This is a genomic window from Hoyosella altamirensis, assembly GCF_014191505.1.
Lineage (GTDB): Bacteria > Actinomycetota > Actinomycetes > Mycobacteriales > Mycobacteriaceae > Hoyosella > Hoyosella altamirensis.
The window spans coordinates 109,071-121,032 of record NZ_JACHWS010000002.1 but is presented as its reverse complement, the minus strand read 5'-3'; the positions used below and the strand labels follow the sequence as shown (position 1 = coordinate 121,032).

At 62.3% G+C, this 11,962-nt stretch carries 13 protein-coding genes and 1 tRNA gene; 9 read left to right on the top strand and 5 right to left on the bottom strand.

The features are described from left to right. Positions 1-7 precede the first annotated feature (7 nt). Positions 8-1,507, bottom strand: a complete 1,500-nt coding sequence (locus FHU29_RS09340; RefSeq protein WP_074390895.1) for an alpha,alpha-trehalose-phosphate synthase (UDP-forming) — start codon at positions 1,505-1,507, stop codon at positions 8-10. A 99-nt stretch (positions 1,508-1,606) separates the two neighbouring features. Further along, a complete protein-coding gene (locus tag FHU29_RS09335) occupies positions 1,607-1,792 on the bottom strand; it encodes a hypothetical protein (protein ID WP_064441197.1) in 186 nt (61 codons plus the stop codon). 123 nt (positions 1,793-1,915) lie between these two features. Here FHU29_RS09335 and FHU29_RS09330 point away from each other — a divergent pair, with 123 nt between their 5' ends. From FHU29_RS09330 to FHU29_RS09320, 3 genes are all read left to right on the top strand, one after another. Then, on the top strand, positions 1,916-3,652 hold the full coding sequence (locus tag FHU29_RS09330) for an ABC transporter ATP-binding protein (RefSeq protein WP_064441196.1): 1,737 nt from the start codon (positions 1,916-1,918) through the stop codon (positions 3,650-3,652). Then, positions 3,649-5,436 (top strand): ABC transporter ATP-binding protein, encoded by a 1,788-nt coding sequence (locus FHU29_RS09325; protein WP_064441195.1) that lies wholly within the window; start codon positions 3,649-3,651, stop codon positions 5,434-5,436. Before FHU29_RS09330 ends, FHU29_RS09325 begins: the two co-directional genes overlap by 4 nt. A gap of 262 nt (positions 5,437-5,698) precedes the next feature. Beyond that, complete coding sequence (locus FHU29_RS09320) at positions 5,699-5,932, top strand: MbtH family protein (protein WP_064441194.1); 234 nt, start codon at positions 5,699-5,701, stop codon at positions 5,930-5,932. Between the two features lie 70 nt (positions 5,933-6,002). Here FHU29_RS09320 and FHU29_RS09315 read toward each other — a convergent pair whose 3' ends face one another. Beyond that, the gene (locus FHU29_RS09315; RefSeq protein WP_064441193.1) at positions 6,003-6,383 is read right to left on the bottom strand and encodes a nuclear transport factor 2 family protein; all 381 of its coding nucleotides are present in this window, start codon (positions 6,381-6,383) and stop codon (positions 6,003-6,005) included. 136 nt (positions 6,384-6,519) lie between these two features. On the opposite strand from FHU29_RS09315, the gene FHU29_RS09310 reads away from it, so the two are divergent. Next, positions 6,520-6,592: transfer RNA gene (locus tag FHU29_RS09310), tRNA-Thr, on the top strand. Positions 6,593-6,606: 14 nt separating this feature from the next. Here the strand turns inward: FHU29_RS09310 and FHU29_RS09305 are convergent. Then, positions 6,607-7,821, bottom strand: coding sequence for a tyrosine-type recombinase/integrase (locus tag FHU29_RS09305; protein WP_064441192.1), 1,215 nt, complete (start codon positions 7,819-7,821; stop codon positions 6,607-6,609). After that, positions 7,814-8,434 carry a helix-turn-helix domain-containing protein gene (locus FHU29_RS09300; protein WP_157095248.1) on the bottom strand — a complete coding sequence of 207 codons (621 nt, stop codon included), beginning with the start codon at positions 8,432-8,434 and terminating at the stop codon, positions 7,814-7,816. Before FHU29_RS09300 ends, FHU29_RS09305 begins: the two co-directional genes overlap by 8 nt. 116 nt (positions 8,435-8,550) lie before the next feature. On the opposite strand from FHU29_RS09300, the gene FHU29_RS09295 reads away from it, so the two are divergent. The 5 genes from FHU29_RS09295 (at position 8,551) to FHU29_RS09275 (ending at position 11,945) form a co-directional block, all read left to right on the top strand. Next, on the top strand, positions 8,551-8,751 hold the full coding sequence (locus tag FHU29_RS09295; protein ID WP_064441190.1) for a helix-turn-helix domain-containing protein: 201 nt from the start codon (positions 8,551-8,553) through the stop codon (positions 8,749-8,751). Next, entirely contained in the window at positions 8,748-9,089 is a 342-nt protein-coding gene (locus FHU29_RS09290) for a hypothetical protein (protein WP_083962408.1), read from the top strand. Before FHU29_RS09295 ends, FHU29_RS09290 begins: the two co-directional genes overlap by 4 nt. Before the next feature lie 81 nt (positions 9,090-9,170). Beyond that, on the top strand, positions 9,171-10,040 hold the full coding sequence (locus tag FHU29_RS09285; protein WP_064441189.1) for a tyrosine-type recombinase/integrase: 870 nt from the start codon (positions 9,171-9,173) through the stop codon (positions 10,038-10,040). A 55-nt stretch (positions 10,041-10,095) separates the two neighbouring features. After that, entirely contained in the window at positions 10,096-10,647 is a 552-nt protein-coding gene (locus FHU29_RS09280) for a DnaB-like helicase N-terminal domain-containing protein (protein ID WP_064441188.1), read from the top strand. After that, entirely contained in the window at positions 10,644-11,945 is a 1,302-nt protein-coding gene (locus tag FHU29_RS09275) for a DUF3631 domain-containing protein (RefSeq protein ID WP_064441187.1), read from the top strand. Before FHU29_RS09280 ends, FHU29_RS09275 begins: the two co-directional genes overlap by 4 nt. The last annotated feature ends 17 nt before the right edge of the window (positions 11,946-11,962 follow it).

The window sequence follows — 11,962 nt, the reverse complement described above, 5'->3', positions numbered from 1 at the left end:
CCAGTTTTCAGCGGCGCAGCGAGGCTCCAGTTTCCCCCGCGTGCGGCGTTTCGGCAAGTGCATTCAGAAATGCGCGGGCCCAGCGATTCACATCGTGTGCGAGTACTTGCCGGCGAAGGGCCCGCATCCTCTTCCGTCCCTCTTCAGGGGCCTGATCAAGCGCAGCAAGCAGGGAATCTTTGACCCCGTCGATGTCGTGCGGGTTAACCAGATACGCTTGCCGTAATTCCGTAGCGGCACCAGTAAATTCACTCAGAAGTAACGCGCCGCCAAGATCACTTCGGCAAGCAACGTATTCCTTCGCAACGAGATTCATCCCGTCGCGGACCGGCGTTACCAGCATGACGTCGGCAGCGACAAAGAAAGCGATAAGCTCATTTCGTGGAATCGGGCGGTGAAGGTAGTGCACAACCGGGTGGCCGACCTCGCCGAAGTCGCCGTTAATTCGGCCGACTTGACGCTCAATCTCGTCACGCATGTGCATGTAGTGCTCAACACGTTCGCGGGACGGAGTCGCGAGCTGGACGAAAATGTTCTCCTTGGGGTCCAGGCGGCCTTCGGCCAGGAGCTCCTGGATCGCCGTCATCCGGATATTGATTCCCTTGGTGTAGTCCAGCCGGTCCACGCCGAGCATAATTCGGCGAGGATTGCCCAACTCTTGCCGGATCTGCTTTGCACGCTGGCGAATCGAACGTGATTTCGAAAGCTCGTCCAGTTCTCCAGAGTCGATCGAGATAGGAAATGCCCCTGCGCGCACGGTCCGGAACCCGACCTGGACCTCGCCGAACTTGGAGCGCACTCCGATTTGTCCGCGACTGACGGGGTGGCCGACGAGCCGGTTCGCCAGGTAGACGAAATTCTGTGCGCCGCCGGGTAAGTGAAAGCCGACCAGATCCGCGCCGAGTAGTCCCTCGATAATCTCCGTCCGCCACGGCAGCTGCATGAAGATCTCGATCGGGGGGAACGGAATGTGCTGGAAAAAACCGATCGTCAGGTCCGGCCTCAGCATGCGCAGCATCTTTGGCACGAGTTGCAGCTGGTAATCCTGAACCCACACCGTGGCGTTCTCCGCGGCGATCGCTGCGGTCTCCTCCGCGAAACGCCGGTTTACTTCGACGTAGGTGTTCCACCAGGTGCGGTCGAAAATCGGCTTGACGACAACATCGTGGTAGAGGGGCCAGAGCGTTCCGTTCGAGAACCCCTCGTAGTACTCCGTAACGTCACGGGATGACAATGTGACCGGATACAGCGACAGGCCGTCTTCCACGATGGGGTCGACGTCCACATCGGGCACCCCAGGCCAGCCGACCCAGGCACCGTGATTCTGCCGGAGAACCGGCTCGAGAGCGGTAACCAGACCGCCTGGGCTGCGCTTCCAGCGGGTAGATCCGTCTGGCAGTTTTTCCAGATCGACTGGAAGTCGGTTCGCTACGACAACGAGTTCAGGCGCCGACTCCCGTGACGCGCGCGCCTCGTCGCTTCCCGCGGATACGGACTTACCTGCCATTCCGGTCACCCCATCGGTGTGTTGTTGCTGCGAAGGTCGCACAGCTAGCGTCGCACAGATTGGGTGGCAGCCCACTGTGCGTCGCTACAACGTGCGGTGTCATTCAGCCTTGGCCGGCCCCGCCGTGCCCGGGCCGATGCCAAGCATCGACAGGAACATGCGGCACTCATCCGCGTCCTGTGCGTACGCAGCGACGACACGCTGCGCCTGCCGTGCCGTCTCATCTGCCAGCGGCTCGATGTCGTCGTCAGTGATTACGTCGTTCTCCCGGGCCGTAGCGGCCATCCGCTCTTCCTCCTGCAATATGTGCGACCTGCCGATCCATTGCGACTTTAAGAGAGCTAAGTGCCTTTATGCCACTCGATGCTGAGTTAGTGTCGGCTTCAGCGAATGTCATCGGGAGGCGAGATGTCATCAACGCGAGCGCCCAGCGCGGGCCGGTCGCGCGATGGGCAGGGCGTGCTGCGGCGCGTCTTTCGCCGCAACCGCGGACTATTCCCGCTGGGCACGCTGCTGCTGTGCGTATATCAGGTGGCCGAAACGCTGATCCCGATTGCCATCGGCCTGATCATCGACCGCGTCATCAGCCCGGCCGATGAGGATGCCCTCATTCAGTACGGAGCATTCCTGATCGGCTTATTTATTGTGATCGTCGTCACATGGCGTTTTGGTTCGCGGATCGTCAAGCGAGTCGTTGAGAATGAGGCTCACCGATTGCGGGTCGAGGTTGCGACCCGAATTCTTGATCCCCGGGGAGTCCGGCTGCGCAGTCGCGTCGGTGCGTTGCTGACCGTTTCGACCCAGGGTGCCGAAAACGCGGCCAGCGTTCTCAGCGTCGTCGCCCGGGGAGTTGCCGCGCTCGCCGCCGCTATAGTGGCGATCGGAGCGTTGCTTTACATCAATCTGACCCTCGGACTCGTGGTCATTGTGGCCACGCCACTGATCCTCGGCGGGCTGCAACGTGTCTCTCCGACCATCACTCAGCGAGCAAGTGCGCAGAATTCCGCCGCAGGATGGGCATCTGCGCTCGCGACCGACCTCGTCAGTGGCCTGCGCCCCCTGCGGGGGATCGGCGGCGAAGACATGGCAGCCCATCGCTACCGCACACAAAGCCGGATCGCGTTGCGCGCGGCAGTCCGGTCGGCGCGGATCAACGGCCTCTACACGAGCGCGTCATATACGGCCAACGGTGTGCTCGCTGTCGTTGTTGCTGGCTACGGAGGGTATCTTGCGCTCGCCGGCGAAATCAGCCCTGGGGAGCTGATTGCGGTGGTCGGCCTCTCACAATTCCTTCCCGGACCGCTCGGCGCCCTAGCCGCTATGCCGCGTGGAATCGCGATCGGGAGGGCATCGTCGCAGCGGCTCGACCGGATCCTCGGAGCGGAGTTCATTCTGACACCAGGTCCGCTTTCCCTGCCGAAAGGACGGCGCGATCTGGAGATCGCCAGCGTGTCGTACAAGACCCTCAAGGGTGTCTCCCTCAAGGTCGAGGCCGGTGAGCTGATCGGGGTGCTGAGCTATGACCCGAACGATGCAGACGCGCTTGTGGCGGTACTGTCCGGACGATTGCCCGTCGACGAGTACCGGGGCCGAGTCCTCGTAGGGGGCGTGCCTATCGCCGAGGTGGCGCCGGAACACGCGCAGCGGGCCCTCCTCGTTGAACCGCACCGGACGGACCTGTTCACCGGCACGATCGGCAGCAACGTCAGAGCGGGGCGTCCGGAGGCCCTCGACGAGCAAGTGGAAGTCGCGCTCGACGCCTCCGCAGCACGCGACGTGGTGACGATGCATGAGGAGGGTCTGGAGCATCCCGTGACCGATCGGGGCGAGAGTCTGTCCGGTGGGCAGCGTCAGCGCGTCGCGCTCGCGCGGGCGCTGGTCGCCGCGCCGTCTGTCCTCGTTCTGCACGACCCCACCACTGCGGTCGACGCAGTGACCGAGCAAACAATCGCGCAGGGCATCGCCGAACTGCGCCACCGTAGCGGCCCGCGCGTCCAGTCGACGATCATTGTGACGAGCAGCCCGGCCCTGCTCTCATTCTGCGACCACGTCGTCGTCCTCGAAGACGGGCAAGTAGCGAGGGTGTCTACCCACGAGCATCTCGCTGCGACGGATGAGAACTACCGGCGGGTGGTGCTGCGGTGACGGCGGCAACCGATACTCGTCCGCGCGCCCCTCGCCCGGCACTTCCAGTGGCCACGTCGCGGCAATGCGGCGTGTGGCTGCGGGCTGTGCTTCGCCGAGACCCCTGGCGGGCGGCGTTCGCGACGCTTTTCGCGGTCGTCGCCGCGGCCGCGATCATCGTGCCCGTTTACGTGCTCGGCCGACTTGTTGACGACGTAATCGCCGGGGCACCGACATCCCGCATCGTGATGGTGATAGTGCAGATCGGTATCGCCGCCATCGCGGCGGGCTTACTGTCCGGCGCCGCGACCTACCTGATGTGCCACGTGGGTGAAACAGTCCTTGCAAATTTGCGGGAACGCGCCCTCGAGCACGCGCTGCTGCTGCCAGTGCGCACTGTCGAGCGCGCCGGTAAAGGTGACCTGCTGTCGCGCGTGAACGATGATGTTGCTGCAATCGCTCGTGTGGTGGGTAACGCGGTCCCAGCGAGCTTTTCGTCGCTCACGCTGGCCGGACTCAGCTTCGTCGCCATCTTCTCGATTGACTACCGGCTTGGGCTTGGCGCGCTGGTATCGGTGCCGTTGGGCTTGGCGGTGCTTTTCTGGTACCTACCGCGGTCGGGGCCGATGTTCACAGCCGAGCGCGTCGCGCTGTCGGCGCGTTCGGAAGCGCTGGTCTCCGGGATGCAGGGTCTGCCCACGGTGCACGCCTACGGTCTGGAGACGGACCAGATCCGCTACATCAGCAGTGCGTCGAGCGAGGCGCGTGACCAGATGACGACGAGCTTCCGCGAATTGACGAGGTTCGTCGCTCGCGGGAAGCTCGTTCAATACATTGGGCTCGCCGCGGTGCTAGGGATTAGCTTCATACTCGTCCGCGATGGACAGCAGATCTCCGTTGGCGAAGCAACGATCGCTGCACTGCTCTTCCACCGGTTGTTCCTGCCAATGCAAGGATTACTGTTCTCCTTCAACGACATTCAGGCGGCGGGGGAGAGCCTGCGGCGGCTCGTCGGCCTGATCAACAGCGAGATGGTGCGCGAATCCGGAACATCCGCGCGCCCCGAGAATTCACGTCTCGAACTCCGGAACCTCGAGTTCAGCTACGACGGTGTCAAGCCGGTCCTCCACGGCGTGACGATCACTCTCGAGCCCGGGGAACGGGTCGCCCTCGTCGGCTCAACGGGGGCGGGGAAGACGACCGTGGCGGCGATTGCCGCGGGCTCGATCACGCCAGACTCGGGAGCGGCCCGGATCGGTGGTGTCAACCTCGGGGACCTCGGGGTATACGACCTGCGCAAGCACGTCGTCATCATCAGCCAGGAAGTGCACGTATTCTCCGGGCCCCTGTTCGAGGACTTGCGGCTCGCGAACCGTTTCGCCGACCACGACGCGCTGTATGCCGCGTTGCGCAAGGTAGGAGCGCTCGGCTGGGTAGAAGCCCTGCCCGAAGGCATTGCGACCATGGTCGGTGAAGGCGGCTACCAGTTGTCGGCTGCGCAAGCCCAGCAGATCGCGCTTGCCCGACTTGTGCTCGCGGACGCGCCAGTCGCGATTCTGGACGAAGCGACGGCAGAGGCGGGGAGTGCCGGAGCGCGAGAGCTCGAACACTATGCGTACGAAGTGATGAAGGGGCGTACAGCGCTGATCGTCGCGCACCGTCTCACGCAAGCTGCCCGGGCGGATCGCGTGGTGGTGCTTGAAGAGGGCCGGGTCGTCGAGGACGGCCCGCACAGGGAACTGCTGCAGAGAGGCGGAAGGTACGCCGAACTGTGGGATGCATGGGAAGGGCGAAACCCGGCGTAGTCTCGGCGGACCGACAGCCGTGATCAATATCGCGCTACGTTTCGAAGTTGCGCCGCCGCTCGCCGCGATCACCGGTTAAGCTGCCACAAAGTGCAAGGCGGCGTCACGCGGCACGTGTCAGCGGAGTGGTGTATCGATATTCACTGCGAGGCGGGCGAATGGACGAAGTGACGGCGCGCCTTGTACGGTATGGCGGTTGCGCTGTACGGGTGTATCAGCCGGAGACCGAACGGTCGTGACGCAGAATGCAGAGTGAGGATTGATGAGCACCAACCCCTTCGATGACGAGAACGGCCGCTTCTACGTGCTGATCAATGACGAAGAGCAGCACTCACTGTGGCCTGCTTTCGCCGAGGTACCAGCAGGGTGGCGCGTCGTCTTCGGCGAAGAGAGCCGTGCCGCGTGCCTCGAGTACGTCGAGAAGAACTGGACCGACCTGCGTCCCAAGAGCCTGCGTGACGCGATGGCTGCGGACGCTGATGACGACGACGAGTAACCCAGCAGCACCCAACTGAACTCACAAATTGGGCCCTAGCTCACGGCTAGGGCCCAATTTGTGCTTCGTGCTACTTGTCGTCGACGCGATCCGCGGCGCGGAGTCCGGTGGCCTCAAAAGCCTCGTCCAGCGACGCATGGCGAAACATGGAAACAACCTGATCGTCGACCACACGGAAGGCTGACGCTTGTACATCGAGATCGCGTTCGGACGCGGAGCGGTGCAACTCCTCCTCGACTACGACTACGCCGCCGCGGTAGTACATTCGCCCTGGGACGAAACCGGTATTTACGGACTCAGCCCAATCGCGCAGCGCGGCGATGCCCTGACTCGCGTGGTCGGGCGCAGCGATTTCGATGTCCTCACTCGAAAGCTGGACAAGAGTGGCAATTTCCCGGGTGTTCAGCGCCTCATGCCAAGCTAGTACCGTGGCGATCTCAGACGTGCTCATAGCTACACGCTAGCGGGTTTGGTGAGCCATTGTTCGGCGAAGCCCCATCCTGCTAGGGCAATCGTGTGCTGAGAGACGGCGATTGGGCGGAATCAGCGAATGCCGTTAAGATGGTTCAGGCTTCAGTAGGGCCGATGCTGGCGTGGCGCAATTGGTAGCGCACCCGACTTGTAATCGGGCGGTTAGGGGTTCAAGTCCCCTCGCCAGCTCTTGTTTTTCGAGGTCAGACCGCTTTTAGGTCTGGCCTCGTTTTCGTTGGTTCAAGATCAACACTGTTTAACCCACGTTTTTCAATCAACAACGGTTCGAACGCTCGCCGCACGTCTGGCGCGACTGCCGCCCGCTGTATGTAGTGCTCGCGAGTGACTCGCTCGCCTGAGTGGCCGAGCTGTGCGGTGGCTGCGCCTACTCCGAAGTCCCGTTCGATGAGGGTTGCTGTTGTCTTGCGGAACGTGTGCGGTGTCACCCATTCGAATTGGTCACCGCGTGCTGCGCGGAGCTGGCGGCGCACATTGTGCGGTGAGCGGGGAGTGCCACGGTGGGACGGGAACACGAGCCCGCCTTCGCTGGGGAGGTTGCGTTCGTGCTGGCGCTGTAGCGCTTCTGCGGCGAAGTAGGGGAGTGTGAGGGTGCGGTGACCTGCTTCCGACTTCAGGTAGGCCTCTCGGGTCGCCCTGCCGCCGTATGCGATCACTTGTCCTGCGACTGTCAGCCGCGGTGGTTCGGCATCGAGTTCGACTGCGGGCCACACCAGGCCGAGGACCTCACCGATCCGTAGGCCAGTTCCGAGCATTACGTCAACAAGGTCGGGAAGATCGGCGGCGCGGGGCGGGCCGTACTGGTTGCCCTGTGACCAGCCCGCGATCAGCGCCCGGTACCCACGGAGTTCTTCAGGCGTGAATACCCGAACTTGGCCGCGTTTGCTGCGGCGGGCGGTCGTATCCCGTACCGGGTTGTGTGGTACCGCGTCATGTCTCGCCGCAAGCCCGAACATTGCTGTCAGCACGACGCGTGCTTGCTTCGCCGTCGCATGCTTGTCGATGGCGCTAAGGGCTCGTTCGATCACACCCACGGACGCCTCACAAAGCCTCACCTCACCTAGCGCTGGCTCTATGTGCTTGTCGTAGGTGCGCCGATAGTTCGCGATCGTTTGCGGCCGCCGTGAATCCTCTTTCGCGATGGCCGTGAACCACACGGTAGCGAGATCCCGGATGCGCGTGTCGCCGGTGATTTCAACGGTGCCTGTGTCGCGCTGGCGGTCCCGCAATGCTTCCTTCAAGGCATCCTCGGCCTTGTTGCCTGTGGTGCCAAACCGCTCCACCTGCCGAGTCTTTCCGTCCCAATCACGGAACTGGGCGCGTGCACGCCACCGGCCCGGGCCGAGCTGGGCGCGCTTGATCTTCCCGTAAGTGCCGAGGGGCAGCGGTGACCTAGGCATCGCGGGGACGCCCTTGGGTAGGTGCTTCCCTCACGACTTCACGCCCGAGCAGTTCTTCGATTTGCTGAATGAGGCGGCGCCGTTCAGCTCGGGCATTGTGCGCACGAGACGCGATCAGGTCGGCGATATTGATGTCGGGCGCGCCTGGCGTGTCCTGGAACGCTTGCACGACCTTTGCGAGGTCCTCTTCGTCAGCCGCCTGTGCGGTTAGGTCTAGGTCGCGTACCTTCCTGGCCAGCTGCATGACCTGAGCGTCTATGTTTCCCGCTTTGCCCCTGGGTGGTGAGTCGATCCCGCTGAACGCATCTGCTGCTTCTATCGAGGGCATCGGCTCGCCGGGAATGAACTCGACGTAACCGTATGGCTGCTCGGGATAGAGCAACTGCACAGGTGGGACTTCGAGGGCTGCCGCCAGTACCACAAGTTCGGCGACGTCTAGTCGAGCGCCCCGTCTTCCGTACTCGAAGTTCGTTAACACCGAAGACCCGATTGGATTGCCGAGCTCTTCCGTTCGCTTAGCGAGCTTTGCGATCGAAAGATTCTTGTTTCGTCGTAGTCGTGCTACCTCGGAAGCCACCCGAGTGGCTATGTCCGCCGACCAGTTCTCTGTCATGGCAGCAGAGTTTACAGATGTTCTTGACAGGTGGGAACATAGCGGCCATTATTGCAGTCAGCAGCACGGAATCATCTTGATTCTCTGCTGTGAGAACACAACGAGGAGACTTTCACATGACCCCTGAAGAACTCGACAGGTTGGGAGTGGCAACCGACCTGCGTACCGCGGCTCGGGCGCTCGGTATCCCAGCATCAACCGCCTACGCTCACGCCCGCGCCGGTAACTTTCCCGTCCGCGTCATTCGTATCGGTAGCCGCTACACCGTGCCCGTCGCCGAGCTGCGCACCGTACTCGGACTCGGTGGTGCGGCGTGAATATTCCTGACCGGATGATGATCGTCGGTGAGGATGGTGCACCGTCGAGCATTGTTGATGTGGAGCGGCTGCAATCCGACGCCACCATCCTGACCTTCCAGTACGCGGCTGCTGCCGGTGATGATGCCGAACTGGATCGCGTCGCAAGAGCATGGACCGCGACGACAGACCCGGACTACTTCGGCTATTTGTGCGCCGCTGCGTTATCGCTAATGGTCCGGAACGTCCTGGACCCCACATTGGCGTTCGTTGATGCGATCGCCCCCGATCGCGACTTCCGGGGGAAGCTCCGCGAGGCGCGCGACAACGCTGAGAAAACGCTAGGAGGCACCACATGAGCGAAAAACAATGCCCCGCCCTGGTGGTGGGCGAGGCATCGAAGATCAACCCCGTTGAGAGTTAATCGGCTGGAGGACTCAATGATAACTGATCAACCTGACGCTGTTCATTCGTTATGGCTTGAGCAGGTTCGTTTGCTGAACAGGTTCCGTGCACATATGCAGGCCCGGTCGTTGTCCGGGCGCACGATACGCGAGCGGATCACGTACTTGGAGCGGGTCGCACACGACCGTGGCACGCCAGCGCACCTGCTCACCGAGGACGACATTATTGCCGCCCTCAGTAACCCGAAGATCACCGCCACCAGCAGACAAACCTACTTTTCGCTGCTGTCTACCTGGCAAACATGGCTCGTCAAAATCGGTGTCCGGGAAGACAACCCGCTACTGAAGCTCGATGCGCCCCGCCGCCCCCGAAGCGAACCGAAACGGCTCACAGATGAACAGGTCGCCGCGATCGAAGCTGTCATTAACCGGCGCCGAACGTTCGCGATGTTCCTCCTCGCCGCGCTGCAAGGGCTGCGTGTCCACGAGATCGCGAAGGTGCGTGGCGAGGACTTCGACTGGAGCGCGGGAACGCTTCGCGTACGCGGCAAGGGCGGCCACCAGGCATTCATGCCGATCCACGCTCGACTGCACGAGGTACGTGACTCGATGCCGACAACGGGCTACTGGTTCCCGTCGTACAACGACGGGCGCGCGTTCATCGACGGTCGATCCGTCGGTGAAGCGTTGAAAGACGCGATGCGACGAGCTGGTATTAACGACGCCACCGCCCACGCGCTCCGGCACTGGTTCGCCACGAAACTGCTCGCTTCAGGTGTTGATGTGCGGGTCGTGCAAGAACTCATGCGACACAAATCGTTGCAAACCACCGAACGCTACACCCATGTTTCGACGGCGGCGCGCCGCGCTGGTCTCGACAAACTCACCCTCCAGCTACCCGACTGAAAAGCAAAGCCCCGCCCGGTTGACGACGCCGGACGGGGCAGAAAGGAAACCACCTATGAGTGTAGACGACGGCACCGACATTCCGGAGGCTGGGACGGTACTCCTCGCGTGCCTGTGCGCAGTATCATCAGGCCGCTACAGCTACCCCAATGGGCGAGACCTCGAAGATCTGGCAGAGCTGCTTTTGTCCTCTGATTTTCACCGGCCCGCCGAAGGACGCGCCTACGCTGCGATCCTGGAACACCACGACCGTGGTGACCCCCACGACCTCGTCACCTTGCACGCACAGTTCCTGACCAGCGGAGCGTTCACCGAACCGGGGGGCCGTGAACTCGCCGCGCTGATGCTCGATCTCGTCACCGCAGACGACGCAATCCGCGACGGCACCGCGCATCCTCAGCGCGTACGTACCCTCGCGGCTGCAGTAGTCGCCGAAGCGCACCGCCGGGCCGCGTCAGTTGATATGTCTGCCGCGATCGCTGGGCACCCGCCGAGCGACTGGCTCACCGTGTGGCGAGACCACGGCACAAAGGTTGCGGGCATCGCCTCACGGTTCGAACGACTCATAGCCCCGTCTTCCAAAAACCTCGTCGAGGTGGCCGCATGAGCGACGGAGCCGAAATACTCAACCGCACCGAGACATCAATACGCCGCTACTGCGTCTTGCCGTCAAATCACGCTTTCGTGGCCGTAGTCCTGTGGGCAGTGCTTACACACTTAACGGCAGCATTCGAGTACGCGCCCAGGATGGTCGCGCGATCCCCTGAGAAGAGATCCGGCAAGTCACGCCTACTTGAGGTGCTCGACGCGCTTGTGTATCAGCCGTTGCGGGCAGTGAACGCGACCGTGGCGTACATCTTCCGGTCACTCGATGCGGACCCGCCACCAACTCTGCTATTCGACGAAGCTGACACAATCTTCGGTACGAAGAAGGTCGCCGAAAACAACGAAGACCTGCGAGGCCTGCTCAACGCGGGGTTTCAACGAGGGCTGCCAGTGGGCCGCACGGTAGGACCGCAACACACACCGGTGGAGTTTGAGACCTTCGCCATGGCCGCGCTCGCCGGTATCGGCAAGATGCCAGACACCATTGAAGACAGGGCAATCGTGGTGGTGATGCGCCGCCGCAAACCAACCGAACACGTCCAGCCGTACCGCACCAGACGGGACCGGCCAGCCCTCGAAAGACTGCGTAAGGATATCGCTGCGTGGGCTGACACGGTGCGTCACCAGCTTGAAGGGTACGAGCCGGAAAACCTCGGTGTCGAGGACCGTGCCGCCGACGTATGGGAGCCGCTGATTGCAGTTGCCGATATGGCCGGCGGTGACTGGCCGAAGCGAGCCCGAGCGGCCGCCGTCGCGATGGTCGCAGCCGCCGAGGAAGACGAAAGCGATTCGGTGAACGTCACGCTGCTCCGCGACATTAAGGACGTGTTCGAGTCCCTTCATGTGTCGTTCCTGAAGTCCGATGCGTTGTGCGTGAAGCTTCACGAAATTGAGGACTCGCCATGGAGGCAATTTGAACTCAACCCGTCGAAGTTAGGGCATCGCCTCAAGGAGTACGGGATCAAGACTGCATTCAGGGACGGATACAAGAAGGAACGCGGGTATCGGTTGACGGACTTCAGCGACACGTTCGAGCGGTACTTGCCAAAGCGTGAAGAGCCCAATTCCAGCGGTAGCCCGTCCGAAGCCGTCCGAAGCCGACTAAATGGCGTTGACCAGGCAGAACGATCGGACGCCTTAAATCAGTCGGACACCTTAAAGGTGTCCGAGAAAATAAAGCCGTCCGACGATAAACGCAGCTTAAACGGTGTTTTGACCCCTTCGGACGCCTTCGGACACCTACCCGCCGGGAAACGTAATGCCGGTACCTCACGCGAAGGAGCCCAAAGTCATGAGTAAGCCACGTAGTCGACCTC

What these genes read in the sequence shown, in the direction of transcription:
- FHU29_RS09340 (WP_074390895.1), bottom strand. Translation starts at nt 1,507, where the DNA reads ATGGCAGGTAAGTCCGTATCCGCGGGAAGCGACGAGGCGCGCGCGTCA.
- FHU29_RS09335 (WP_064441197.1), bottom strand. Translation starts at nt 1,792, where the DNA reads ATGGCCGCTACGGCCCGGGAGAACGACGTAATCACTGACGACGACATC.
- FHU29_RS09315 (WP_064441193.1), bottom strand. Translation starts at nt 6,383, where the DNA reads ATGAGCACGTCTGAGATCGCCACGGTACTAGCTTGGCATGAGGCGCTG.
- FHU29_RS09305 (WP_064441192.1), bottom strand. Translation starts at nt 7,821, where the DNA reads ATGCCTAGGTCACCGCTGCCCCTCGGCACTTACGGGAAGATCAAGCGC.
- FHU29_RS09280 (WP_064441188.1), top strand. Translation starts at nt 10,096, where the DNA reads ATGAGTGTAGACGACGGCACCGACATTCCGGAGGCTGGGACGGTACTC.
- FHU29_RS09285 (WP_064441189.1), top strand. Translation starts at nt 9,171, where the DNA reads ATGATAACTGATCAACCTGACGCTGTTCATTCGTTATGGCTTGAGCAG.
- FHU29_RS09320 (WP_064441194.1), top strand. Translation starts at nt 5,699, where the DNA reads ATGAGCACCAACCCCTTCGATGACGAGAACGGCCGCTTCTACGTGCTG.
- FHU29_RS09330 (WP_064441196.1), top strand. Translation starts at nt 1,916, where the DNA reads ATGTCATCAACGCGAGCGCCCAGCGCGGGCCGGTCGCGCGATGGGCAG.
- FHU29_RS09300 (WP_157095248.1), bottom strand. Translation starts at nt 8,434, where the DNA reads ATGACAGAGAACTGGTCGGCGGACATAGCCACTCGGGTGGCTTCCGAG.
- FHU29_RS09275 (WP_064441187.1), top strand. Translation starts at nt 10,644, where the DNA reads ATGAGCGACGGAGCCGAAATACTCAACCGCACCGAGACATCAATACGC.
- FHU29_RS09295 (WP_064441190.1), top strand. Translation starts at nt 8,551, where the DNA reads ATGACCCCTGAAGAACTCGACAGGTTGGGAGTGGCAACCGACCTGCGT.